Origin of the sequence: Micromonospora sp. NPDC127501 (assembly GCF_040302185.1) — a bacterium.
GTDB lineage: Bacteria > Actinomycetota > Actinomycetes > Mycobacteriales > Micromonosporaceae > Micromonospora.
Map to the genome: position 1 here is coordinate 1 of NZ_JBEORJ010000011.1, position 24,440 is coordinate 24,440.

Below are 24,440 nucleotides of genomic sequence, written 5' to 3' on the forward strand. Positions count from 1 at the left end.
GGGCGTCCACCCCCCCGGGGGATCTCTTGTGCTTTTTCCCCCGGGACCCCCGGGGGGGGGGGGGGGGGCCCGCCCCCCGCCCCCCCCCCCCACCCCGTGTCACGCCCGGCTGATCGCGTTGGCGTGGATCGCCTCGTGCAGATAGGCGGCCAGCCCCGGGGCGATGTTCTCGTAGTGCGCGGTGAACCGCTCGTCGGCCAGGTACATGTCGGCCAACCCGGTCTGCACCTCGTACGAGCACTCGTAGAACCAGCGGCTGATGAGCTGCCGGTGCTCCTCGGCCAGGTCCATCGCCTCCGGGCTGTCCGCCGGTGCGCCCGAGGCCATCAGCGCGACGATCCGCCGGCCCCAGTCCTCGTTCTCGGCCTTGATCCGCAACCAGTCGTCCTTGGTGTAGCGGGAGGCCCGCCGGTTCGACTCCCGGTACGCGTCGGTGTCGCCCCACCGCCGCTCCGCCTCGGCCTCGTGCTCCTCCGGGCTGAAGTCGCCGAAGACCTCGAACCGCTCCTCCGGCGTGAGTTGGATGTTCAATTTGCTCGCCTCCATCGCGAACTCGATCGCCGCGACCATCTCCTGCAACCGCTTGAGCCGTACCGTCAGCAGTTCGTGCTGTCGGCGCAGGTGCGCGGCCGGATCGGCCGCCGGGTCGTCGATGATCGCGGTGATCTCCTCAAGCGGGAAACCAAGCTCCCGGTAGTACAGGACGAGTTGCAGCCGTTGCAGGTCCGCGTCGTCGTAGCGGCGGTAACCGGCCGAGGTGCGCCCGCTGGGCGAGAGCAACCCGATCTCGTCGTAGTGGTGCAGCGTCCGCACCGTCACGCCGGCGACCTTCGCCACCTGACCCACCGTGTACGCCATGGTCCCCCTCCCTTCCGGGAACCAGGCTCCTGCCTGCCGTTACGTGAGAGTCAACTCCGATTCTGACCCACCATGGCGGGGGCGTCCGGCCGCCCGTACAGATAGCCCTGGCCTCGTGGGCAGCCGATCGCGGTGACCGCCTCGTGCTGACGCTCGGTCTCCACCCCCTCGGCGACCACCGCCAGGTCGAACGCGCCGGCCAGGCGGGTGACCATCTCCACCGTGGCGTACGCCCGGTCGTCGGTGCCCAGCCGGGCCACGAACGACCTGTCGATCTTCAGCTCGGTCGCCGGGATGCGGTGCAGGTAGCTCAGCGACGAGTAGCCGGTGCCGAAGTCGTCGATGGCGATCCGGATGCCCAGCTCCCGGAGTTGGTGCAGTCGCTCCAGCACCGCCTCGGTGCCCTCGATCAACGCCGACTCGGTCAACTCCAGTGTCAACGCCCGAGGTGCCAGCCCGGCGGCGCTGGTCGCCGCGGTGACAGTGGCGATCAGGTCCGGCCGACGCAGGTGCGCGGCGGCGATGTTCACAGCGACGGTCGCCTCCGGCGCCCGGCCCCGCCAGGTCGCGGCGGCCCGGCACGCCTCGTGGATCACCCAGCGGTCGATCGGCAGGATCAGCCCGGTCTCCTCGGCCAGCGGCAGGAACCTCGCCGGTGGCAACATGCCCAGCCGGGGGTGCCGCCAGCGCACCAGCGCCTCGGCGCTGCGTACCGCCCCGGTGGTCAGGTCGACGATGGGTTGGAACTCCAGGCGCAGCTGGTCCTCGTCGACCGCCCTGCGCAGGTCGGCGATCAACTCGGCGCGGGAGACGGCCGACTCGCGCAACGCCGCCGTGCACGTGCGGTACGCGGACTTACCGGCCGCCTTGGCCGCGTACATGGCGATGTCGGCGTCGCGCAGCAGGTCGGTGTGGGAGGCGTGCTGCGGGCCGTACTCGGCGATACCGATGCTCGCCGACGGGTGCACCCCGACGTCCTCCTCGTCGTCGGAGGGCCGCAACGCGTCCAGCAGCCGCTCGGCGAGCCGTTCGGGTGACACCGGCCGGCCGCCGTCGACCAGCACGGCGAACTCGTCACCGCCGAGCCGGGCGATGGTGCCGTCGCCGTCCACGGCGGTGTGCATCCGGGCCGCGAGCCCGGTCAGCAGGGTGTCACCGGTGGCGTGCCCGAACCGGTCGTTGACCTGCTTGAACCCGTCCAGGTCGAGCAGCAGCACGGCCACCGGTCGGCCGTCGCGCAGGGCCAGGCGCAGCCGCCGGTTGAACAACAGCCGGTTGGGCAGCCCGGTGAGCTGGTCGCCGTACGCGAGCAGGCGCAGCCGGGCCACCAGCCGAAGGTTCTCGTTGGCGGCCAGCCCCTGTCGGACCGCGAGGGCGGCCAGCAACACCATCATGGTCACGAACACCAGCTGCGGGGTCTGCCCGGTGGGCCGACGGGCCAGCACCACCGCGATGATCGCCCCACCCACCGGCAGGTACGGCAGCGCCACCCGCCACCAGGGCGGCAGCGGCGACTCGGCGGTGTCGTCGGTGCCGTCGCAGTCCGGTGGCGGCGGGTTACGGGTGGCCAGGCCGATCAGCAGGTAGCTCAACGGCCAGCACAGGTCGATCGGGTGACCGGCGGTGTAGTCGGCGCGGGCGACCAGCGACACGTAGACGACGTCGGCGACGACCCGCAGGGTGAGGCTCGCCGCCAGGACGGTCATCGGCCGCCACATCGGCCGGGCCGGCCCGGAGACCGCGACCAGGATGGTGAGCTGCATCAGGTCGAACATCGGGAAGAGCAGCCCCAACGTGCGCGCCGGGTCGGCCAGCTCGGCGGCGGCGACCCCGCGGAAGACCAGCACCCAACCGATCGGCACCAGGGCCAGGGCGACGATCACCCCGTCCAGCAACGTACGGGCCCGCCCTACCGCGGTCCTCGGTGCGGACGGCGAGCTGAGCAGCGCGGCCGTGCCGGTGAGGATGCCGGCGGTGAAGACCACCCCGACCACCGGCGTGTGCGGCAGGTCACCGCCGACGAGCCGCTGCACCGTCCAGATCGCCCGGCCGATCGCGGCGAGCGCCATGGTGAGGGCGAGCAGCGTCCAGAACCGGCGCAGCGGCGCCGGATGTCGACGGGCCACCCCGACGCACGCGAGCGTCGCCCAGGCGGCGACCAGCATCGCGCCGATGTCGCTGACCAGCGCGGCGCCGGGCAACCCGGCGACCAGCCAGCCCGCCTCCAGCAGGATGACCGCAGCCGCGACGAACGCGCCGGCGGGGTTGAGCGTCCCCGCAGCCTGCTTTCCGTCCTGTCGGGACACGGTCGCTCCGGCTCTTTCGTCGTGCGTGCACCCTCGGCGGCGCCGGTCCACGGCAAACCCCGAAAGCCTAACCAGCGCTCAGAAACGCCGCCAGAGCCGAACGTGCACCCCGCTGCGGCGCCTTCCTCGGTGCGGCCTCTGTCGCTCGCGCCTCTGCTCAGCGGCCCGCGGATCGGTTCCAGGGTGAACGGGGCAGCGCGGTGCCGGCCAACGGACGGCGTGCGCGGCGGCGTCTGCGCCGGCCAGGGGTGCAGGGCGGGCGGGCAACGGTGTGCACGGCCACGTCGACCGAGGGCGTCGGTCGGCCGATCAGCCAGCAGAGGAAGCGTTCCATCGTCGGATCAGCCGACCGGGAGGCGCTCGGCGTCGGACCTGGAGATCTCGTACTCCGCACCGCAGAACGTGCACTGCTGCGCGTACCGGGTGCGGATCGGAATGAGGGGGATGAAGAAGAGTGTGAATTTCGTCGAGCGGCGGGTGATCACCTGCGCGGCCTGGTTGCCGCAGTGGCGGCAGACCTGCTGCGCGACACCGGACCGGTCGACCTTGGTACGCAGACCAAAGATGAAGAACATCGCCCGCCAGTACCCACTCAACCGCGAAAAGTCACCAGATCCCGCCATCGGATCAGGACAACCATCGGCCAGCGCGCAGGTATAGCGATTGGTATACTCCACTCGTGAGCCAGGAAGAGTGGGATGTCTTCGTCGTCAACGAGGTTCGCGCCTGGATCGACAGCCTGGACGAGCCGACGTTCGCCCGCGTGGTCCAGGCCATCGACGCGCTCTCCGAAGCTGCCCCGGGCTGGGACGACCCCTGGTCGACACGATCAGCGGGTCGTCGATAGCCAACCTGAAGGAGTTGCGTCCCGGCACGGTCCGCATCCTCTTCGTCTTCGACCCTTGGCGCGCGAGCATTCTGCTGGTTGCCGGCGACAAGTCAGGCCAATGGACGAGCTGATATCGACAGGCCATCCCGCTCGCCGAGCAGCGGTACGAGATTTACTTGAAGGAACGTGCACAGCAGGAGGGGGGACAGCGGTGAGTGGTCACGTGCGGTGGTCGGACATCCGGGCGGAGTACGTGCAGCGTGCCGGCGGCGAGGCGGCTGTCGAGGCGGGCAAGGAAGAGCTGCTCGCGCAGGTCGTCGGGCACCGCCTTGCCGAGGTGCGACGCTCTCGCGGCTTCACCCAGCAGCAGATCGCTGAGCGGATGGGCGTGACCAAGGGCCGGGTTTCCCAGATCGAGCAGGGCAGGATCTCCGGTCAGGATGTGGTGGCACGGTACGCGGCCGCCCTGGGTGGCCGGCTCCACCAGGCGATCTATTTCGACGACGGCGACATCGCCGCCATCGCGTGAGGCCGCCAGCACAAGATCGTGCTCGACCCAGGATGTAGTGGCCTCCTGGGTGAGCGAGGGCACTACATCCCTGATCGAGCACGATCAAGGCGAGACGATCAAGGCGGAACACTCAGCTGGACGGCGCGGGCTCCAGGCCGGGGATCTCCTCGGAGATCCAGATCGGCTGCCAGTTCGGTACCTCGTGGAAGCGGCGCAGCTCGAACAGCCCGGCAACCGACCCGCTCCAGGCCCCGTACGGGGGGTTGGCCTCGTCGAAGCCGCTCTGCACGAAGGTCAGCGTGGTGCGACCACCGGACTCGGCCAGCTCCCAGCTCGTCACGCCGGTCGGACCCCAGTCGACCGACATCCGGCGGCCGGGCTCCAGGTCGACGACCTTGGCCGCGTAACCGGTCTCGAAGCCGCCCATGGCGTACCGGCCGCCGACCCACGGCTCGATGCCGATCGGGTAGCCGAACCAGGCGCTGGCCTGCTCGGAGTCGGTCAGCGACTCCCACACCTTGTCGGCGGGGGCGGCGATGACCAACTCACCGCGCATGTCGGCGGAGGTGAAGTCGGTGCGCGGCAGCAGTGGCTTGCCCTCCAGGTGGGCGGCCAGGTTGGCGATGGCCAGCGCCCAGAACGTCTGGAGCACGCCCCGGATGGTGGAGCCGCTCATCGCCTCGGCGAAGTCGAAGTGGCTCTGGATCAGCGTCAGCACGGTGCTGTCGGTGCCCTCGGCGGTCAACTGGAACTCGGTGGTGGTCTCCACGCCGTCGAGCAGCCAGCCGAAGCGCAGCGTGTCGTCGTCGGCGTGCAGCAGCCGCTGGTGCGGGGCGTCGCCCTCGGGCGTGTAGCGACCCCAGAACTCGTACCGCTGGGGCAGCTCGACCTCGGCGTGCTCGGCCAGCCAGAGACGCAGCTCGGCCGGGTCGGTCAGGGCCTGGCGGACGCGCCCGACGGGCGCGGAGAGACGGGCCTGGACCTTCATCGGCTCACTCATTGTCGTTCCCTTTCGGATAGCAGGCGACGGCCAGCTTGAAGGCATCTCCTTCGCTGCCGCCGTAGCGGGTGAACAGGTCCTGAAGTGCGGTTTGCAGGTCGTGCAGGAACTGCTGGCGCTGCTCGGCCGGCACCCGGATCTCGCCGGAGACCCCGATCGAGGGCAGCTCGGGTGCCGCCCGGTCCAGGCCGGCGATGTCGGCCTGGACCTCCTCCATCAGGTCGAGCAGGTAGCCCAGGCTCAGCTCGTCGCGGGCCCGGCGCAGGCCGATCCGGCCGACGAGCCGCGGGGAGAGCCAGTAGGAGCGGGCGGCGGCCTGGTAGATGCCTTCGGTGATGCCGCGCACCTTGCGTTCGTTGACCAGCTCGACGAGGCCAGCCGCGACGAGCTGCTTGACGTGGTAGTAGACGCGCTGCGGCGTCTGGTCGAGCCGGGCCGCGACCTCGGTGCAGGTGCGCGGCTCGGCCAGTTGCCGCAGCACCTCGACGCGCTGCGGCTTGAGCAGGACTTCGGCCTGCTCGATCTGCTCCAGGTACAGGACATCTCTCATGGCAAAATCAGTTTGTACGTACAAAACTTCTTTGTCAATCACTTCGCGAGAAGCCGCGCCGACTTTTTTCGGCGCGGCTTCAGGCGGCGGTCAGCAGGTGATCAGGGCAACCAGCCCGGTCGCAGCGGGTAGCCGCTCACACCGTTCGAGCCGTTGTGGGTGGCCAACACCTGGTGCAACTGGATGCCGTTGCGTTCGAACGCCATCCGCGACCCGGCCATGTAGAGCCCCCACACCCGGGCGGTGCCCGCACCCACCTCCGAGACGCAGTAGTCCCAGTGCTCGACCAGGTTGCGACACCAGGCGGCCAGCGTCAGCGCGTAGTGCTGGCGCAGGTTCTCCTCGTGGTGCACCTCGAACCCGGCATCGTGCACCTCACTGATCAACCGGCCCGGACCGGCCAGCTCACCGTCCGGGAAGACGTACCGGTCGATGAACGCGCCCGAGCGGTGCGGCGCCCGGTTGTCCGCGCGGGTGATGCAGTGGTTGAGCAGTCGCCCGCCCTGCCGCAGCCGGCTGCGCAGCGACCCGAAGTAGGCCGGGTAGTTGCGCACTCCGATGTGCTCGGTCAACCCGATCGAGGAGATGGCGTCGAACTGCTCGGCCGGCGCGTCCCGGTAGTCCAGGTGCCGCACCTCCGCCAGCTCGGTCAACCCCTCCCGCTCGATCGCGGCCTGCGCCCACTGCGCCTGCGCCTTCGACAGGGTCACCCCGAGCGCCTTGACGCCGTACTCGCGGGCGGCGTGGCGCACCATGCCACCCCAGCCGCACCCGACATCCAGCAGCCGCATCCCCTTCTTCAACGCCAGCTTGCCGGCGACCAGGTCGTACTTCGCCGCCTGGGCCTGCTCCAACGTGTCGTCCGGAGACCGGAAGACCGCGCAGGTGTACGTCATCGACGGGCCGAGCACCTTCTCGTAGAAGGCGTTGGAGACGTCGTAGTGGTGCGAGATGGCCGCGCCGTCACGCACCCTCGAGTGCCGCAGCCCGTTCATCACCCGCTTCCAGCGGGGCTGCGCCTCCTGCGGCGGTGCCGGCGGTGGCATCAGCCGCTCCCAGCCCAGCCCACGGACCAGCGCCAGCCCCTCGGCCAACGACGGTGGGCGTAACCGCAGCTCGTCCTTGAGCACCCGCAACGCCTCGTACGGGTCACCCGGGTGCACGCCCTGCAACGCCAGGTCACCACTGACGTACGCCCGGGCCATGCCCAGGTCGCCGGGTGCGGTGAGCAGGTACGACAACCCACGCTCGGATTGGATCGCCAGGGTGATGCCGGCGTCGGACGGGCCGACGGCGCTGCCGTCGTACCCGGTGATCCGCACCGGCAACGGCCCCGTGGTGACCGCGCGGACAACATCCGCGACGGTCGGACCCGTGTGCCGGCCCCCCGCCGGCGGGGTGGCGGGGACGCTCGCCGCCCCCTGATCTCTGTCGGTCAGGCTCATGCTCGTGCTACCGCCTTTTCGTACAGTCCCGTCAGCCGGTGGTCCGGGTCGTAGCGGTCTTTCACCGCGCGCCACGTGTCGCCGCCGTAGAGGCGATCGAAGGCGTCCCGGTCGTAGTACGCGTCGGAGTAGAGCGACTTGTGCCCGCCCGACTCCGACACCCTGCGTTCGATCGTGCGGTTGACGTCGCCGTCGGCGGCGCCCGGCGCGATCGGCACGCTCCCCCAGAACCCGATGTTGACGTAGTCCTGCCCGGGCCGCAGCGGATACAGCGGCCAGGACCGCGCCGAACCGGGCCCCGCCGGCTCACGCAGTCGCAACGGACACAGCCACACCGGGTTCATTCCCACTCTGCCTGCGAACCAGCGCAGGAAGTCGGCCGTACGGTCCAGCGGGATCTCCACGTCCTGCACGACCCGCTCCCGGGCCGGTTGCCCGCGCAGCCGGTCGATCCGGGCCGCCACCTGGTGGCGGTGCTCCAGCCGGACCAGTCGGTGGTAGAAGTCGCTGCGCCGGTAACGCGCCGGCCAGAGCCTGCGCACGACCGGGTGCTGGGCGCCGAACGCCGACGAACACCAGAACCAGTCGGTGTCCCAACGCCACAGATAGTCGTACGCGGTGAGCACGTCGCGGGTGCGTTGGCGCAGCGACCGGTAGTAGATCGCCTGACCGGTGTAGTCGCTGGGCGGGTCGGCCCCGTCGGTGAACGTGGCGAAGACCAGGTACGCCTCGCCGGGGCTGAACATCACCCCGTCCATCGCGTCCACCGGCTCGCCCGCCCAGGACCGGGTGGCGGTCACCTCCGCGATCGCGTCGGTCAGCGCCTCCAGCTGGGTGAACCGGACGTTGCGCAACGACACGTACCGGCCGACCGGTTGCAGCTCGATGCGCAGCCGGGTGGCGTACCCGAGGCTGCCCAGCGAGTTGGGGAACGCGGTGAACAGGTCGGCGTGCTCACCGTCGGGTCGGGCGGTGATGATCTCGCCGGACCCGGTGAGCACGTCCAGCTCCTGGACGGACTCGTGCGGCAGGCCGTTGCGGAACGAGGTCGACTCGATCCCGAGGCCGGTCACCGCGCCGCCCAGCGTGATGGTGCGCAACTGCGGCACCACGAGCGGCATCAGGCCGTGCGGGAGCGTCGCGTCGACCAGGTCCTCGTAGGTGCACATGCCCTGCACATCGGCGGTACGGCCGGCCGGGTCGACCGACAGCACGCCGTTCAGGCCACTCACGTCGAGCCCCGGAGTCCGGGGAGCGGACCGGGGGCGGAACAGGTTGGAGGTGCGTTTGGCCAGCCGGACAGGCTCGCCCGTGGGCACCGCGGCGTACGACCGCCGCAGCGTGTCCACCGCTTGATCATGGTCAATCGGTTGATTCACACGCTCAGCGCGCATGTGATCACCTTACGCTCGCCGTTTATAAACCGTGGGATGTCGGCGGTGGCAGTTTCCCGTCCGGTGCCAGGCCCGGCGGTTACCGTGGCGGGCATGCCATCGCCAGCGATCACCGCCCTGGACGCCGCCCAACTGCCGTATCGGCTGGTCAGGCACGGTGCGGTCGGCAGTCTCGCGGAGGCGGCCGCCGTCCGCGGTGTGGCCGTCCCCGACGTGGTCAAGACGATCGTGGTTCGCCGTGGTGAAGACGATCACCTGTTCGTGCTCACCCCCGGCGACCGGGTCATCTCCTGGCCCAAGCTGCGCGCCCTGCTCGGGGTGCACCGGCTCTCCATGCCGGACGCGGCGGGCGCCCTGGCTGCCACCGGCTACGAACGCGGCACCATCACCCCGTTCGGCGCGAGCACCGCCTGGCCGGTGGTCGCCGACGAGCGACTGCGCGGCCGGGAGATCACCCTGGGCGCCGGCGAGCGCGGTCTCGCCATCGCGATCGCCGCCGACGCCGCGATCGCCGCCCTCGACGCCACGGTGGCCGACGTCACCGACCCGCAGCCCACCCGCTGAGCGCTGCTGCGAGCGGCGGCGCGGCCTACTGTTGGGACATGCCGAAAGCCGTGTGGAACGACCTGATCGTCGCCGAGAGCGACGACACCGTGCTGGTGGAGGGCAACCACTACTTTCCCCGCTCCGCCCTGCGCGACGACCTGATCCGGGAGTCCGCGACGCACACCGTCTGCCCGTGGAAGGGCACCGCCTCCTACTACTCCCTCGAACACGAGGGCAGCACCAGCGAGGACGCGGTCTGGTACTACCCGGAGCCCAAACCGGACGCCGAGATGGTGCGCGACCGGGTGGCGTTCTGGAAGGACGTCCGGGTCGTCGACTGACGGCCGGGCTCGCTGGCTCCGGCGCGACCTCGTGGGTGAGGATGGCGCGTATGTCCGCGCCCGAGGAACGCCCCGACCCCGCCGGCACCGTCTACGGCGGTCACCGGGCACCGCGCTCCGGGCCGCTGGCCGATCCGTTGCTGCGGGTCGCGGCGGCGGTCGGGGCCGTCGGCGTACTCCTGGGGGTGGTCTTCGCCACCGGGCTGCTCGACGGTGACGACGAGCCGTCGGTGCCGGCGTCGGTCGGTACGCCGTCCAGCGCGGCGCAGCCCAGCGAGCCCACCGGCGAGCCGAGCCCGACCGCACCGGCCGATCTGTCACCGACCCCGTCGGCCAGCACGCCGGCCGCCCCGCCCACCGGGCCCCGGGCGCTGCGCGCCGCCTCGGGCCTCTGCCTGGGGCTCGACGGTGACGGTAAGGAGGCCGAGGCCGAGTTGGCGGTGTGCACCGGCGCCCCGGAGCAGCAGTGGGTGGTCAGCCCGGCCGGCGCGGGCGTGCTGACGTTGACCAACGCCGCGTACGGGCAGTGCCTCGACGTCGAGGGTGGCAGTCGGGACGACGGCGCGCGGTTGCTCCAGTTCCCCTGCCACGGTGGGGCCAACCAGCAGTGGCGGTTCGGCGGGACCAGCACCAGCGCGGTGCTGCTCATCGCCGCGCACAGCAACAAGTGCGCCCAGGCAGACGACGACGCCGTCGAGGCCGGCGACGACATCCGGCAGCGACAGTGCGACGGCCGGCCGGCCCAGCAGTGGACAGTGAGCTGACCGGCGGACGCGTCGCGGTTCAGCCCCGGAAGCTCCACGCCCTGGGCGCGGTCGCGGCGATCAGCACGGCCTCCGGCACTCCCCGGCCCGGTCGCCGACGCAGCAGCAACGACAGCCCGGCGGCGCCGATCGACAGCGCGCCCGCCACGTACCAGGCCATCGCGTAGTCGCCCAGCCGGTCCCGGACCAGCCCCGCGCCGGTCGCGGCGACCGCAGCTCCGAGCTGGTGCGCGGCGAACACCCAGCCGAACACCACCGCTCCGGCGCCACCGAAGTACTCCCGGCACAGCGCCACGGTCGGCGGCACGGTGGCCACCCAGTCCAGGCCGTAGAAGACGATGAACACCAGCATGCTCGGCTCGGCGGTGCCGGAGAAGAGGCTCGGCAGCACCAGCAGGGACAACCCGCGCAGCGCGTAGTACATGCCGAGCAGCAACCGGCTGTCCACCCGGTCGGTGAGCCAGCCGGAGGCGATCGTGCCGACGATGTCGAAGAGCCCCACCAGGGCGAGCAACCCGGCTGCGGTGGTCTGGGCCATCCCGTGGTCGTGCGCGGCCGGCACGAAGTGCGTACCGACCAGGCCGTTGGTGGTGGCCCCACAGATCGCGAAACCTCCGGCCAGCAGCCAGAACGGTCGGGTCCGGGCCGCGGTGGCCAGCGCGCCCAGCGCCCGGGTCGCCGCGCCGCCGGTCGCCGGCGGCGCCGCGACGACCTCGGTCGCCCCGTAGGCGGGCAGGCCGAGATCCGCCGGGTGCTCGCGCAGCAGCCACACCACCAGGGGTACGACCGCCAGCGCCGCCACGGCCACCACGAGTGCGGCGCTACGCCAGCCGTGGTCGCGTACCAGGATGGCGACCAGTGGCAGGAACACCAGTTGCCCGGCCGCCCCGCCGGCGGTCAGCACTCCGGTGACCAGGCCCCGCCGGTGGACGAACCAACGGCCGGTGACGGTGGCCACGAACGCCAGCGCCATCGAGCCGGTGCCCAGCCCCACCAGCACACCCCAGCAGAGCAGGAGCTGCCAGCTGGCGGTCATGAAGACCGTCAACCCGCTGCCAGCGGCGACCAGCAGCAACGCCACCGAGACCACCCGGCGGATGCCGAACCGGTCCATCAGGGCGGCCGCGAACGGCGCGGTGAGCCCGTAGAGCAGAAGGTTGACCGAGACGGCCGCGGAGATCGTGGCCAGGGGCCAGTCGAACTCCTCGTGCAGCGGGTGCAGCAGCACCGACGGGGTGGCGCGGAAGCCGGCCGCGCCGACCAGCGCCACGAAGGCGACGGCGGCGACCAGCCAGGCGGGATGCAGACGGCGGTTCTTGGTCACGGGACAAGTCTGAGCCGGGCCGCACACCTCGACGAGTGGCCGGAAAGCCATCATGCGCAATAATCGGGCCATGAGCGCTGGCCCGCACCGGATCGCCGTACTCGCCCTGCACCAGGTGGTTGGCCTGGACCTCGGCACCCCGTCCCAGGTCTTCAGCACGGCCCGGGCCACCGACGGGACACCCTTCTACGACGTCCGGGTGTGCACCCCGGGCGGGCGGCCGGTGCGCAGCACCGCCGGCTTTCAGGTGGTCCCCGACCACGGTCTGGAGCTGCTCGACACAGCGGAAACGGTGATCGTCCCGGGAATCCACGACGGCACCGCGTTGACCTCGGGCACGGCCGAGCCGGAGGTGACCGAGGCGCTGCGCGCGGCGTACGAGCGGGGCGCCCGGATCATGTCGATCTGCACCGGAGCGTTCGTGCTCGCCGCCGCCGGGCTCCTCGACGGGCGGCGGGCGACCACCCACTGGGCGTACGCCGAGCGGTTCCGTCGCCTGCACGACCGGGTCGACCTCGATCCGGACGTGCTCTTCATCGCCGGCGACCGGGTGCTCACCTCGGCCGGAGTCGCCGCCGGCATCGACCTCTGCCTGCACGTCATCCGCCTCGACCACGGCAGCGAGGTGGCCAACCGGGCGGCCCGCCGCTGCGTGATGCCACCGTGGCGCGACGGCGGTCAGGCGCAGTACATCGAGCAGCCGGTGCCGAAGGCGACCGATACCAGCACGGCGGGTACCCGGGAGTGGGCGCGGCAGCGGCTGCACGAACCGATCGCGCTGCGCGACCTGGCCGAGCAGGCGCGAATGAGCGTGCGCACCTTCACCCGACGCTTCCGGTCGGAGACCGGCCTGAGCCCGGCCCAGTGGCTGCTGCAACAGCGCACCGACCACGCGAGACTGCTGCTGGAGACGACCGACCTCACCGTCGACCAGATCGCCCACCGGTGCGGCTTCGGCACCACCGCCGCCCTACGCCAGCAACTCCACCAACGCATCGGCGTGGCCCCGTCCACCTACCGCCGCACCTTCCACCCCCGCCCCGAGCTGGTCGAAAGCTGATCCGCCGCCCGGCACTCTCAGGAGCGGAGCAGGTGCAGTTGGGCCTGGTGTTTGGGCAGGTGGACCCGGGTGTGCAGGTCGAGAGTGCGGGACCAGGGCAGCGGCTCGTCGACGATGAGGTCGAAACCCTCGCGCAGGTGCGTCTCGACGGGCGTCTCCGCGGCCAGGCCGAGCTGGTCGACCAGCCCGCAGAGCCGGTCGCTGGTGCCGTGCAGCAACGCGGTCAGGCCCCGCAGACCACCCTGCTCGGCGGCGAGGGCGTCGAGCTGCGGGCGGTGGATGTCCTCTTCCACTTCGTAGTAGGCGAGCGGCGACCCGGCCAGCAACGCCTCGGTGGCCTGGATCATCAGCTCGTCGTTGGCGACCAGATGCGCGACGATCTGCTCGGCACTGAGCTGCCCCTCCGGTGCCGGACCGAACCCGCCAGCGTCGACCTCCGCGAACAGGGCACCGTAAGCCCGCCGCAATCCCCCGCTCTCCATCCCCCCAGTCAACCTGCCCCGGCGGGAGTTAGCGGCGGGATTGGCGGGAGCGGAGGTAGTCGCTGACCACGTACTCGCCCAGGTCGTCGGTGTCCGGGGTGAACATGCGGCCCCGGCTGCGGCGGGCCACCGCGTCGACGAAGCGCCGCAGGCCCGGGTCGTCGCCGAGCATGAACAGGTTGAGCGTGGCACCGTAACGGCTCAGCCGGTCCACCTCGCGGACCGTCGCCTCGATCGTCTCCGGCAGCGGCGGCCAGTGGAACAGCGCCTCCCCGTCGTCCGGGTCCAGGTGCGCGGTCGGCTCGCCGTCGGTGACCACCAGCACGATCGGCTCGGCGTCCGGGTGCCGCCGCAGGTGCCGGCCCGCCAACCGCAGCGCGTGCTGGAGGTTGGTGCCCTGCTCCATGTCCGGCTCCACGGCCGCCAACTCCTGCTGGGTGAGCGTCATCGCCTCCCGGCCGAAGCCCACTATCTGCAGGGCGTCCTGTGGGAAACGCGTCTCCATCAGGTGTGCCAGCGCCAGCGCCGTCTGCTTCATCGGCCCCCAACGATCCTGAGAGATCATCGAGTACGACAGGTCGACGCAGAGCACCACAGCGGCCGAGGCACGCCTCTCGGTTTCCACCACCTCGAAGTCGTCCACCGCGAGCTGCACCGGCACCGTCGGCCCGGCCCGACTGACCGCCCGGGTCAACGTCCGGACCACGTCCAACGGTTGCTCATCGCCGTACTGCCAGGGCCTGGACGCGCCGCTGACCTCGCCCGCCGCACCGGCCGAGCGCAGGTCGTGCTGGCCGCGTGGCCCGGCGGTCAGCTCCGCGAAGACCTGCCGCAGCGCGGTCCCGCCGAGCCGGCGCAGCGCCTTCGGGCTCAGTGTGAGCCCCTCCGCGTCCCGGCTGACCCAACCCTGGCGGCGCAGCTCCCGCTCCAGATCGCGCAGCCGGCGAACGTCGTCGGCCGCGTCCCGGCCCAGCGTGCGCGCCACCGCGTCGACGTCCACGTCGTCGAGGGTCGCCCCCGGGTGTTCCTGGTCGAGCTGGTCCAGCAGGTCGTCCAGGTCGCCGATCTCACCCAGCGCGCCGGCCGCGTCGGCGTAGTCCAACGGCTGGTCGCCACGGACCCGCTCACCCCGCCCCCAGCGCAGATCAGGTCGCAGGGCCCGCAGGTTCGCGTCGAGGGCGGACAACTCCCCCGCGAGGCGGTCGCCGAGCGACTGCTGCATGAGGCCGGCCAGCTCGGCGCGCTGCCGCTCGGAGAGCGAGTTCATCAGCCGCTCACCGGCCGCCGCCCGGCGGGCCAGCACGTCGATCAACTCGTCGACGTTCTCTGGCTTCTCCGGGAAGAAGTCGCCATGTCGGCGCATGAACTCGGCGAACGCGTCGGTGGTGTCCTCCGCGCGACCGTGCCGGGCCAGCAGGTCGTTCAGGTCGCCCATCATCTCGGCGAGCCGCTGCTGGGCGGCCGGGTCGGCGGAGGCGCGCACCGCGTCGCGCAGCCCGGCGAAGCGCTGGCCGAGCACGTCGTCGCGGAGTTGGTCGAGGATCTGCTGGTACGAGCGGCGGGCGTCGTCGCTGGCCCACTGGTAGCCGGACAGCTCCTCCACCGCCCGCGCCGTCGAGCGCGGCAGATTGTCCAGCACCGCCTCGGCGAACCGCGCGGCGTCATCGTCGCGGCCCCGAAGCTCGTCCCGCTCGGCGGCGAGGGCCTGGTCGAGCAGGGCCTGGGCCCGGGTCACCGCCCCGTCCAGGTCGCCCCTGCGCAGCGCCTCCCGGCGCAGCCGCCGAGCCCGGGCGGCCAGGTCGTCCAGGCCACCCCGTCCCTGCGGGCCACGGCGCAGCAGGTCACGCAGCGCCTCCCGCAGGCTGCCGCCGGCCAGCACCTCGGCACCGACCGCGTCCACCGCCTCGCGCACGTCGTACGGGGGCGCGAGCGGGTCGGGCCCGCCGTTCCACTGCCCGTAACGGAACCGGTTGCCGGCCATGGTCAGCCCCGGCCGCCGTAGACGGTGCGCCCCGAGTCGGTGACGTCCTTGCCGAGCCGGCGGGTCAGGTGCAGCCCTTCCAACACGAACTCGACGGCGGCGGCAGCCTCCTCGGAGGTGGGCGCGTCGCCCAGGTCGAGTCGGTCCAGGACCTTCGCCAACCCGGGTACGGTGCCGACCTGGCGCAGCAGCTCGGCGGCGCTGACCAGCTCGCCGGTCTCGATGGCGGCGCCGTCCTCGACCAGGGCGGTGAAGCCGGACAGGTCCAGCCCGGCCAGGTGGGCCCGGAACGTCTCGGCGGTCGCGGTACGCAGCAGGTGCGCGAGGATCTCGATCTCCCGGCCCTCCTCGCCGCTCTCGAACTCGACCTTGCCGCGCAGCGTGCTGGTCACCGACACCGCGTCGCCGACGCGGGCGACGGCGGCCTCGGAGCGCCCGTCCGGCGTGCCGGAGGCGGCGAGCAGCCCGGCGCGACGCAATGCGGCACCGGCGACCGTCTCGGCGGCGGCGATGGCGAATCGGGCGGAGACACCGGAGCGCGGGTCCACCGACGGCGACTCCCGCACGGCGCGGGCGAAGCGGGCCAGCACCTCCAGGACGTGCCCCGGCACCTCGGCGACCAGGTCGGCCTCCTGGCGGATCAGCGCCAGCTCCAACTCCAGGTCGACCGGGTAGTGGGTGCGGATCTCCGCGCCGAACCGGTCCTTGAGCGGGGTGATGATCCGGCCCCGGTTGGTGTAGTCCTCCGGGTTGGCGCTGGCCACCAGGAGCAGGTCCAGTGGCAGGCGCAGCTGGTAGCCGCGAACCTGGATGTCCCGCTCCTCCAGCACGTTGAGCAGCGCCACCTGGATGCGCTCGGCCAGGTCGGGCAACTCGTTCACGGCGAAGATGCCCCGGTTGGTGCGCGGCACCAACCCGAAGTGGATGGTTTCCGGGTCGCCGAGGGTACGACCCTGGGCGATGCGGATCGGGTCGACGTCACCGATCAGGTCCCCGACGCTGGTGTCCGGGGTGGCCAACTTCTCGCCGTACCGCATCGAGCGGTGCAGCCAGCCGATGGGCAGCTCGTCGCCGGCCTCGGCGACCTCGGCGCGGGACGCCGGGGTGAGCGGGTGCATCGGGTGCTCGTTGAGCACCGAGCCGGGGAGTACGGGGGTCCACTCGTCGAGCAACGCGCCCAGTGAGCGGATCAGCCGGGTCTTGCCCTGGCCGCGCTCGCCGAGCAGCACCATGTCGTGCCCGGCGAGCAGGGCCCGCTCGACCTCGGGCAGCACGGTGTCGTCGTAGCCGACGATGCCGGGGAATCGGGTCTCGCCGGAACGCATCCGGGCGAGGAGGTTGTCGCGGAGTTCCTGCTTGACGGTGCGGTACTGGTGACCGGCCGCCCGTAGCGCGCCGAGCGTGCCGGGCAGGTCGGCCGGTGGAACCGGGATTACCGGGGTAGGCGCAGTCACCCGACCCACGCTAGCTCACCTTCGCAGGGGTGCCCCGGGCATCAGGGAGCACCCCCACTCCCCGCTCAACCCCGACCGCAGCGCCGGCAGGCTCCACGGCGGCGCAGGTGGTACGCGTACGTGGCGACGCCGAGCGCCACGCCCCACACCGGCCAGAGCAGCATCGGCGCCCCGGTAGTGCTGAGCCCGCCGGTGAGTTCCCAGAACTTCGGGTTGCTGAGCAGCCCCAGCGAGGCCGCGGTAACGGAGGAGGCGACCAGGGTGGCCGGCACCACGGCCAGCTTCACCGGCACCCGCCGACCGGCGAGGCCGACCATCCAGCGCGGGAACCGCTCGCCCCAACGCTGCACCAGGCCGAGGGTGAGGATCGCGCCGACGGTGGCGAACGCGGCCAGCCCGAACCCGGCCCAGACCAGCCCGCTGTCCTGCATCTCGGTGAGGAACTCACGGGAGATGCCGAGCGGGATGCCGGCCGCCCAGGCGAACCGGGTCAGCGCGTACGTGAAGGGGATGACGGCGGCGATGCCGGCGGCCCACCGGCCCCAGCGGGTGGCGGCGGCCGGGGTGGTCCACCCTCGGTCGGTGTGGTTGCGGCCGCAGCCCACACAGGCCGCAGCGGTGCGGCGCTGCCAGGCGAGCACCGCACCGGCCAGCAGCAGCCCGCCGGCCAGCGCGGCGAACCGGGCGAACAGCGCCCAGTTGAAGATGTCGGCGTAGTCGACCGGCGGCCACCCGAACGGCGCACCGACGATCAGTATCGGCAGGTAGCCGAGGACGACCAGCACCCGGACGTCCGGTACGACCAGGACGAGCACGAACGCGGCCGCCCAGCCGTAGCCGGCGAGCAGCGCCCGCAGGGGGCCGGGCGGGCGCGCTGCGGGGCGGCTCATCGCCAGGGCAGCCACCGCGGCGGTGAGCAGCACTCCGGCGAAGAGCGGAGTGGCCACCTCCACCGGCACCAGGCGCAGCAGGCTGACGTCGCCACCGCGCGGTTCGTTCGGGCCGAACGGGTAGCCGGCGCCGGTGAGGGTGCCGATCAGGGCGAGCACGCCCCACAGGCCGAGCCAACCGGCGGCCAGTGGGGCGAGCCGGTCCGGCCAGCGGGAGTCGGTACGGGGCGGGGAGGCAGTGATCGTTGTCATGCTCTCAGCCTCGGCCGCCGGCGGACCCGACACCTCCCTGCCGGAGGTGAACCTGCTCCCCCGAGGGAGGTGGTCGTCCCGCGAACGGCGGCACCGTGCCCCTCGCTCGATGACGAGCGAGGGGCACGTCCGTGCAGGTCTAGATGTAGAACAGGAAGTACAAGCCGGTGAGCGCTTCCCGACCGCAGCCGTACCACGACCACCAGCCGAGCGTGATGCCGAGGATGCCGCGGGCATGACACCGCCCGTACGACATCGGACCCTCGATGCCGCCATCCGCGGCCGCCCGCGCTTGGTTCGTCGACAATTCCCCGGCCTGCTGCTGGAACGGGGCACTCACCGCAGCCCTGTCGAGCGAGCGCTCTACCGGTTGAGCACTCGCGGGCGATGCCTGGAATGCCAGGACGACCGCGATCGCCATGCATCCGAGCGCCGCCATGATTCTCGTTTTCCACGTCATTACGCTGACCTCCTCATTGGGTGCCGTTTGCCGTTTCGACTGCCGTCCCGCAATTACGTCACGTACACCACGAACCAGAACGGGCTCGGTGGGATGGTCGTGCAGGAGCCGGCGATCCACCGACCCTGGGCGATGCCACGCGCCAGCGCGTTCACGCACGACTGGATTGAGAAGTAGGGCCCTGAGACGCCGACCGCCGAGGTCCCCATCTCCGCCGACGAAGACCTTCCGTCATCTGCGGATCGGTGGTTCGCTGCCGCGCTCGCCTGCGCGACCTCTGCGGGCTGGGCGCTCGCGGGCGACGCCTGGAGCACCAGGGCTCCCGCTAACGCGACACCGCCGAGCGTTGCCGCGATCCGTCTTCCCCGTACCATTCTCGGTCCTCCTCGCCTGAATGAATCCCGCCCATCGACTGGGGGTTCATCCATTCTTGAAGGGGATCGACAATGCTGGATACCGTTCCGAACAACCTCGAACAACTCCGAATGATGGCCGCGCATCGACCAGCGGCGACCAATCAGCCCGACGGGGTGACGAAGCCGGACTCGTAGGCGGCGATGACCGCCTGGGTACGGTCGCGGACGCCCAGCTTGGCCAGCACGTTGCCGACGTGCGTCTTCACCGTCTCCACCCCGACCACCAGGTGCGCGGCGATCTCCGGGTTGGACCGGCCGGTGGTCATCAACCGCAGCACCTCGGCCTCCCGTTCGGTGAGCCGGGCGGCGGTCAACCGGTCGCCGCCCGCCGGCCCGTACGCCCCGACCAGCTGTCGGATCGCGGCCGGGAAGAGCAGCGACTCACCGGCCGCGACCACCCGGACCGCCTCCACCACCTCGGCGGGCCGGGCACGTTTGAGCAGGAACCCCGAGGCGCCGGCGCGCAGCGCCTCGTAGACGTACTCGTCGTTGGCGAACGTGGTGACCACCAGCACCCGGGGCGGGTCGGCGGAGGTGGCCAGCAGGTGCCGGGTGGCCTGGATGCCGTCGATGCCGGGCATCCGCACGTCCATCAGCACCACGTCGGGCCGATGCCGGGCGACCAGCGGCGGCACCTCGGCACCGTCGGCGGCCTCGGCGAGCACGTGCAGGTCGGGTTGGGCGTCGATGATCGCTCGCAGCCCGATGCGGATCAGCTCGTCGTCGTCGACGATGAGTACCCCAGTGGTCATCGGGTCTCCTCGTAGGGCAGGCGGGCCCGGATCAGCCACCGGTCGCCGTCCGGGCCCACTGTGATCCGGCCGCCGAGCAGCAGCACCCTCTCCCGCATGCCGTCCAGGCCTCGACCGCCCCGCCCCGGCCGGGCCCGTCCGGGGCGGCTCACCGCGTTCACCAGTTCCAGCTCCAGCGCGTCGCTGTGCAGGTCCAGGCGTACCGTCACCGGCCCGTGTCCGTGCCGGGCCGCGTTGGTCAGTCCTTCCTGGACGATCCGGTAGCCCTCCCGGGAGACCACCGCGGGCACCCGGGTCGGGTCGCCGGCGCGGTGCGCGTCCACGGCCAGGCCGGCCGCGCGGGCGTCGGTGACCAACCGGTCCAGGTCGGCGAGGGTACGCTGCGGCGCCACCACGGGCCGGTCGCGTCCGTTCTCCCGGAGCAGCCCGAGCACGTGGTCGAGGTCGTCCATCGCGGTCCGCCCGACGTCCTCGATGGCGGTGAGCGCCCGCCGGACGAACTCCGGGTCGGTGTCGAGGACCTCGCGGGCGGCCCCGGCCTGGAGGGTGGCCACTGTCAGCGCGTGTCCGACCGAGTCGTGCAGCTCCCGGGCCAGCCGGTTGCGTTCGGCGAGCCGAGTGGCCTGTGCTTCGAGGGCGGCGATCCGCTCCGCCTGGGCCGGACCGAGCAGCACCGGCGCCATGGACCCGGCGAGCGCGCCGAGCCCGGCGACGACGTAGCCGAGGCCGACCAGCAGGAGCACCCCGGTCACTGTCAGCCATCCGCTGTCCTGCCCGTCCAGCGGCCCGAACTGTTCCCGGCTGGTCAGCTCGGTGCCGACGCCGAACTGTTGGGCGATGAACGCCAGCGCCATCGGTAGGGCGCTGAACAGCGCGATCATCACCACGGCGCCGACGATGAGGTGGGTGGCGATCCAGAGCGCGCTACGCAGCCGGGTCTCCCGGTCGCCGTGGTGTCCGGGCGCGGGTTCGGGCAGGTCGACACCGAGCAGGGCCCGGACGGCGGCGATCTCCAAGGCCCGGCTGCCGTCCAGCAGCAACGGGACCACGGCGATCAGCACCGCGATGAGCAGCAGGGTGTAGACCAGTGGGCGCGGGATCGCCGAGTCGGCGAGCAGTTGGCCGAAGGTCACCGCGAGCAGCCCGTACGGCAGCGCCAGCACTCCGCCGAGCAGCAGGAACACGCCGCGTCGCCAGGTGGTGCCGGCGACCAGCGGGGCCAGCGCCGCTCGGAGGTTCACCTCGCCATTCTGCTGTCCGGACCGGTCCCGGCAACTCCCCCGCGTCGGGGAGATGTCAGCGGTGGTCGGCGACGTACTGCTGCGGGTCCTTGTCGCGGAACGGGAGGTTGCGCCCGTTCTTGTGCTCGCCGTAGAAGGTCAGCCAGCGTTGGCCCAGTTCGGCACGGAGTTCGGTGCTGGCGTGCCGGCGGAAGTCGGGCAGCGCCTCGTCCTCCTCCTCGGCCAGGTGTTCGCTGTTCTCCCGGCGGGCTGTACCGACCGCCTCCCACCACTGGTCCGAGCCGACCGGATGCAGTTTCGCCTCGGCGATGGCGTCGCGGATCTTGTTGTGGTCGCCGATCGCGTCGGCGGTCTCGTCCTCGCCGTCGTCGCCGTGCTTGACCAGGTGCGGGTAGAGGATCGCCTCTTCCGCCTCGGCGTGGATGTCCAGGTGCAGGGCGAGGGCGTCCCAGATGGCGAGCATCTCCTGCTCGTCGCGGGCGTCGTCGAGGCGGGCGAAGCCACGCCGGAAGGCGGCGTGGTCGTCCAGGATCAGCGCGGTGATGTCGTCCACTGTGCTCACTTTCCGGTTGGTCTGCCGAACCGGGCACGCAGCATCGCCGGCATGGCGGCGAGTCCGGTGATCGGTCGGAAGCGTTTCGCGGTCTCGGCCAGCGCCGTGTACTCGTCGTCGGCGAGGTCTATGTCGGCGGCGGCGGCGTTGCGTTCCATCTGCTCGACCCCGGACGCCCCGGGGATGGCGAGCACGTTCGGGTGGCGCAGCAGGTAGGCCAGCGCGATCTGGCTGGGGGTGGCGTCGTGGGCGTCGGCGACCTGGCGCAGGGTGTCGATCAGGGCCGCGCCGCGCTCCAGGTTCTCCGGCAGGAAGTACGGGTTGGCGCGCCGGACCGCGCCGGTCGGCGGGTTCCTGGCGTCGTAGCGGCCGGAGAGGAAGCCCTGCGCCAGTGGGCTGTACGCGATGACCACCCGACCGGCCTGCCGCGCGTACGGCAGCAGGTCCTGCTCGGGTGCGCGGTCCAGCATGCTGTAGCGGACCTGGTTGCTGAGCACCCGCCGGCCGAGCGCCGCTTCGGCGACCTGCCAGCGGCGCAGCCCGTAGTTGCTCACGCCGACCTCGCCGACCAGCCCGACGTCCTGCAGGGTCCGCATGCCGCGCATCGTGGCGTGGTCGCCGACCAGCGGGTTGGGCTGGTGCACCTGGTAGAGGTCGATGCTGGTGACGCCGAGCCGGGCCGCCGAGGCGACAGCCCGTTGCTGCACCACAGCGGCCACCGGCAGCACCGGCAGGATCTTGCTGGCGATCACTACCTTCGGCCGGTCGTCGCCGAGGGCCGCGCCGAGGATGCGTTCGCTGCGCCCGAAGCCGTAGATCTCCGCGCTGTCGAAGACCGTCACGCCCAGCTCGACGGCCCGCCGGACGATCTGCGCCGCCTGCCGCTCGAAGTCCGGGCCGTACCCCCATTCCCGGGAGCCGAACTGCCAGGTGCCCAACCCGATCTTGGAGAGCGGTTTGGGGGTGTCGAGCGCAATGAAACGCATGGCGTCGAAACTACCCCGATGTCCCGGTTTCCACGCCCGATCCGCACCACGCTGGGCCGGAGCTAGGCTCATGATCGTGACCTACCTCGCCGCGGATGACCGCTACGACACCATGACCTACCGGCGCAGCGGACGCAGTGGCCTGCGGCTGCCGGCCGTCTCGCTTGGGCTGTGGCACAACTTCGGGCCGGACCGCCCGTTCGAACGGCAGCGCGACATCGTGCGCCGCGCCTTCGACCTGGGTGTCACCCACTTCGACCTGGCCAACAACTACGGCCCACCGCCCGGTTCGGCGGAGGAGAACTTCGGCCGGATGCTCGCCACCGACCTGAAGCCGTACCGGGACGAGCTGATCATCTCCAGCAAGGCCGGGTACCTGATGTGGCCCGGCCCGTACGGCGAGTGGGGCTCGCGCAAGAACCTGATCTCGTCGCTGGACCAGTCGCTGGGCCGGATGGGGCTGGACTACGTCGACATCTTCTACTCGCACCGGTTCGACCCGGACACCCCTCTCGAGGAGACGATGGGGGCGCTCGACGCCATCGTCCGCTCCGGTAAGGCGCTCTACGTCGGCATCTCGAACTACAACTCGGAGCAGACCACGCGGGCCGCCGCGATCCTGCGCGAGCTGGGTACGCCGCTGCTGATCAACCAGCCGTCGTACTCGATGCTCAACCGCTGGACCGAGTCCGACGGCCTGCTCGACACGCTGGAGCAGGTGGGTGCGGGCTGCATCGCGTACAGCCCGCTGGCCCAGGGTCTGCTGACCGACCGTTACCTGGGCGGCATCCCGGCCGACTCACGGGTTCGCACCAGCGTCTTCCTCAACGAGAGCGACCTCAGCGAGGAGAAGATGGCCACCATCCGTGGCCTCGGCGCGGTCGCCGAGCGGCGCGGCCAGTCCCTCGCTCAGCTCGCGTTGGCCTGGGCGCTGCGTGACCCGCGGATGACGAGCCTGATCATCGGGGCGAGCAGCGTCGAGCAGTTGGAGACGAACATCGCGGCGCTGGACAACCTCGACTTCACCGCCGACGAGTTGGCCGAGATCGAGCGCCACCTGGGCTGAACGCCGTCGGGTCCCGGGCGGGTCGGATCACCAGATCCGGCGCCGCCCGGCCCGGTGGTTGCGCACCTCGCACTGCCGGCCCACCGGTGCGGCGGCGCTGCGACGCCGCCGTCCGGCACCGATCAGCAGCAGCGCCAGGACCAGGACGGCGGCGGCACCGGCCAGCACCGGCCACCGGCCGCCGAGGTTGGTCACCGACGCCACCGGCACGCCCGGGTCGGCCGCCGCCGCCACTGCCGGCTCGGTGGCAGGCGGCGTGGCAGGCGGCCCACTCGCGGGGGTACGCGGAGCAGCCGCCGCGCTCTTCGTCGCGCCGGCTTTCGTCGGGGTGGCGGTGGCCGTGGCCCTGGCGCCACGGAACACCACGTCGGAGCAGGAGTAGTAGGTGTCCGGGGTGTTGGAGTTCTGCCAGATCGTGTAGATCAGGTGCCGTCCGCTGCGGCCCGCCGGCAGCCGGCCCGCCAACTGGTACGCCCCGGCCCGCACCGGCGGGTCGGTCAGCGTCAGAAACGGGCGCGACTCCAGATCCGCCCAGGTCAGCTTCTTGCGGGGGTCGTAGTCGGCCGTGGTGACGTAGAGCCGGAAGGTGCCCCGGTGCTCGATGGTGGTCCGGTACCGGAAGGTGAACGTCGCGCCGGTGGTCAGCGTGGTGCTGGGCCAGTCGGTGCGGGGCAGATCCAGTCCCCGGTACGCGGACAGCCCGCCGCTGCACAGCTCACCGTCCGGGATCCGTTCCCGGTCCCGCCCGTTGATCGTGGAAACGCGCACGTTGTCCCATTCGCGGACCGCCGCGCCGGCCTCGATCGCCGCCCGGCAGGCGCTGGTGGTCGCGTACCGGCCCTCGGGGCCGCAGGCCGCCGCGCGACTGATCGGGTCGGTCGGGGCGCCGTGGGCGGCGGCGGGCGTGGCGGCCAGGGGCACGGTCGCGGTAGCGACCAGCACCGTGGCGAGGAGCCGGCGTACGGGCATGAGGATGACC

General features: G+C 71.7%; 24 protein-coding genes and 1 pseudogene. 7 read left to right on the forward strand and 18 right to left on the reverse strand.

Features of this window, described 5'->3' with window-relative positions:
- Positions 1-99 precede the first annotated feature (99 nt).
- The 3 genes from ABTW72_RS23460 to ABTW72_RS23470 all read right to left on the reverse strand — a co-directional run bounded on the left by ABTW72_RS23460 (position 100) and on the right by ABTW72_RS23470 (position 3,739).
- Positions 100-858: a MerR family transcriptional regulator gene (locus ABTW72_RS23460; RefSeq protein WP_350861849.1), complete on the reverse strand. Its 759-nt coding sequence runs from the start codon at positions 856-858 to the stop codon at positions 100-102.
- A gap of 50 nt (positions 859-908) precedes the next feature.
- Positions 909-3,164: a putative bifunctional diguanylate cyclase/phosphodiesterase gene (locus ABTW72_RS23465; protein ID WP_350861851.1), complete on the reverse strand. Its 2,256-nt coding sequence runs from the start codon at positions 3,162-3,164 to the stop codon at positions 909-911.
- A gap of 341 nt (positions 3,165-3,505) precedes the next feature.
- On the reverse strand, positions 3,506-3,739 hold the full coding sequence (locus ABTW72_RS23470; protein WP_350861853.1) for a zinc-ribbon domain-containing protein: 234 nt from the start codon (positions 3,737-3,739) through the stop codon (positions 3,506-3,508).
- A gap of 104 nt (positions 3,740-3,843) precedes the next feature.
- Between ABTW72_RS23470 and ABTW72_RS23475 the strand changes: the two are divergent.
- Both ABTW72_RS23475 and ABTW72_RS23480 read left to right on the forward strand, forming a co-directional pair.
- A pseudogene (locus ABTW72_RS23475) lies at positions 3,844-4,208 on the forward strand (type II toxin-antitoxin system RelE/ParE family toxin).
- The gene (locus ABTW72_RS23480) at positions 4,205-4,522 is read left to right on the forward strand and encodes a helix-turn-helix domain-containing protein (RefSeq protein ID WP_350861855.1); all 318 of its coding nucleotides are present in this window, start codon (positions 4,205-4,207) and stop codon (positions 4,520-4,522) included. Before ABTW72_RS23475 ends, ABTW72_RS23480 begins: the two are co-directional and overlap by 4 nt.
- Positions 4,523-4,634: 112 nt before the next feature.
- On the opposite strand, the gene ABTW72_RS23485 is transcribed toward ABTW72_RS23480, so the two are convergent.
- The 4 genes from ABTW72_RS23485 to ABTW72_RS23500 form a co-directional block, all read right to left on the reverse strand.
- Positions 4,635-5,504 carry an SRPBCC family protein gene (locus ABTW72_RS23485; RefSeq protein ID WP_350861857.1) on the reverse strand — a complete coding sequence of 290 codons (870 nt, stop codon included), beginning with the start codon at positions 5,502-5,504 and terminating at the stop codon, positions 4,635-4,637.
- Positions 5,497-6,054: a winged helix-turn-helix domain-containing protein gene (locus ABTW72_RS23490; protein WP_030490876.1), complete on the reverse strand. Its 558-nt coding sequence runs from the start codon at positions 6,052-6,054 to the stop codon at positions 5,497-5,499. The genes ABTW72_RS23485 and ABTW72_RS23490 overlap by 8 nt, the downstream gene beginning before the upstream one ends.
- A 101-nt stretch (positions 6,055-6,155) precedes the next feature.
- Positions 6,156-7,499 carry a class I SAM-dependent methyltransferase gene (locus tag ABTW72_RS23495; RefSeq protein ID WP_350861859.1) on the reverse strand — a complete coding sequence of 448 codons (1,344 nt, stop codon included), beginning with the start codon at positions 7,497-7,499 and terminating at the stop codon, positions 6,156-6,158.
- Positions 7,496-8,893, reverse strand: coding sequence for an FAD-binding oxidoreductase (locus ABTW72_RS23500; RefSeq protein WP_350861861.1), 1,398 nt, complete (start codon positions 8,891-8,893; stop codon positions 7,496-7,498). The genes ABTW72_RS23495 and ABTW72_RS23500 overlap by 4 nt, the downstream gene beginning before the upstream one ends.
- Positions 8,894-8,986: 93 nt before the next feature.
- On the opposite strand from ABTW72_RS23500, the gene ABTW72_RS23505 reads away from it, so the two are divergent.
- From ABTW72_RS23505 to ABTW72_RS23515, 3 genes are read left to right on the forward strand one after another with little or no spacing between them, the layout of a single operon-like run.
- Positions 8,987-9,457, forward strand: a complete 471-nt coding sequence (locus ABTW72_RS23505; protein ID WP_350861863.1) for an aminoacyl-tRNA deacylase — start codon at positions 8,987-8,989, stop codon at positions 9,455-9,457.
- Between the two features lie 38 nt (positions 9,458-9,495).
- Complete coding sequence (locus tag ABTW72_RS23510; protein ID WP_350861865.1) at positions 9,496-9,780, forward strand: DUF427 domain-containing protein; 285 nt, start codon at positions 9,496-9,498, stop codon at positions 9,778-9,780.
- 50 nt (positions 9,781-9,830) lie between these two features.
- Positions 9,831-10,544, forward strand: a complete 714-nt coding sequence (locus tag ABTW72_RS23515) for an RICIN domain-containing protein (RefSeq protein ID WP_350861867.1) — start codon at positions 9,831-9,833, stop codon at positions 10,542-10,544.
- Between the two features lie 19 nt (positions 10,545-10,563).
- Here the strand turns inward: ABTW72_RS23515 and ABTW72_RS23520 are convergent, their stop codons facing one another.
- Entirely contained in the window at positions 10,564-11,919 is a 1,356-nt protein-coding gene (locus ABTW72_RS23520) for an MFS transporter (RefSeq protein ID WP_502892239.1), read from the reverse strand.
- 19 nt (positions 11,920-11,938) lie between these two features.
- On the opposite strand from ABTW72_RS23520, the gene ABTW72_RS23525 reads away from it, so the two are divergent.
- Complete coding sequence (locus tag ABTW72_RS23525; protein ID WP_350861871.1) at positions 11,939-12,928, forward strand: GlxA family transcriptional regulator; 990 nt, start codon at positions 11,939-11,941, stop codon at positions 12,926-12,928.
- A gap of 17 nt (positions 12,929-12,945) precedes the next feature.
- On the opposite strand, the gene ABTW72_RS23530 is transcribed toward ABTW72_RS23525, so the two are convergent.
- The 9 genes from ABTW72_RS23530 to ABTW72_RS23570 all read right to left on the reverse strand — a co-directional run bounded on the left by ABTW72_RS23530 (position 12,946) and on the right by ABTW72_RS23570 (position 22,395).
- A complete protein-coding gene (locus ABTW72_RS23530; protein WP_350861873.1) occupies positions 12,946-13,410 on the reverse strand; it encodes a hypothetical protein in 465 nt (154 codons plus the stop codon).
- A 28-nt stretch (positions 13,411-13,438) separates the two neighbouring features.
- Complete coding sequence (locus tag ABTW72_RS23535) at positions 13,439-15,391, reverse strand: VWA domain-containing protein (protein ID WP_350861875.1); 1,953 nt, start codon at positions 15,389-15,391, stop codon at positions 13,439-13,441.
- 2 nt (positions 15,392-15,393) lie between these two features.
- Positions 15,394-16,854 carry a sigma 54-interacting transcriptional regulator gene (locus tag ABTW72_RS23540; RefSeq protein WP_350861877.1) on the reverse strand — a complete coding sequence of 487 codons (1,461 nt, stop codon included), beginning with the start codon at positions 16,852-16,854 and terminating at the stop codon, positions 15,394-15,396.
- Between the two features lie 56 nt (positions 16,855-16,910).
- Entirely contained in the window at positions 16,911-17,987 is a 1,077-nt protein-coding gene (locus ABTW72_RS23545; RefSeq protein ID WP_350861879.1) for a hypothetical protein, read from the reverse strand.
- A gap of 139 nt (positions 17,988-18,126) precedes the next feature.
- Positions 18,127-18,447, reverse strand: a complete 321-nt coding sequence (locus ABTW72_RS23550) for a hypothetical protein (protein ID WP_350861881.1) — start codon at positions 18,445-18,447, stop codon at positions 18,127-18,129.
- A 517-nt stretch (positions 18,448-18,964) separates the two neighbouring features.
- Complete coding sequence (locus ABTW72_RS23555; protein WP_350861883.1) at positions 18,965-19,615, reverse strand: response regulator transcription factor; 651 nt, start codon at positions 19,613-19,615, stop codon at positions 18,965-18,967.
- Positions 19,612-20,856: a sensor histidine kinase gene (locus ABTW72_RS23560; RefSeq protein WP_350861885.1), complete on the reverse strand. Its 1,245-nt coding sequence runs from the start codon at positions 20,854-20,856 to the stop codon at positions 19,612-19,614. Before ABTW72_RS23560 ends, ABTW72_RS23555 begins: the two co-directional genes overlap by 4 nt.
- Positions 20,857-20,911: 55 nt before the next feature.
- Positions 20,912-21,418 (reverse strand): hemerythrin domain-containing protein, encoded by a 507-nt coding sequence (locus ABTW72_RS23565; RefSeq protein WP_112582361.1) that lies wholly within the window; start codon positions 21,416-21,418, stop codon positions 20,912-20,914.
- Positions 21,415-22,395: an aldo/keto reductase gene (locus ABTW72_RS23570; RefSeq protein WP_350861887.1), complete on the reverse strand. Its 981-nt coding sequence runs from the start codon at positions 22,393-22,395 to the stop codon at positions 21,415-21,417. The genes ABTW72_RS23565 and ABTW72_RS23570 overlap by 4 nt, the downstream gene beginning before the upstream one ends.
- Before the next feature lie 70 nt (positions 22,396-22,465).
- Here ABTW72_RS23570 and mgrA point away from each other — a divergent pair, with 70 nt between their 5' ends.
- Positions 22,466-23,461, forward strand: a complete 996-nt coding sequence (mgrA, locus tag ABTW72_RS23575; protein ID WP_350861889.1) for an L-glyceraldehyde 3-phosphate reductase — start codon at positions 22,466-22,468, stop codon at positions 23,459-23,461.
- Between the two features lie 27 nt (positions 23,462-23,488).
- Here mgrA and ABTW72_RS23580 read toward each other — a convergent pair whose 3' ends face one another.
- On the reverse strand, positions 23,489-24,430 hold the full coding sequence (locus ABTW72_RS23580) for a lytic polysaccharide monooxygenase auxiliary activity family 9 protein (RefSeq protein WP_350861891.1): 942 nt from the start codon (positions 24,428-24,430) through the stop codon (positions 23,489-23,491).
- Positions 24,431-24,440: the final 10 nt, after the last annotated feature.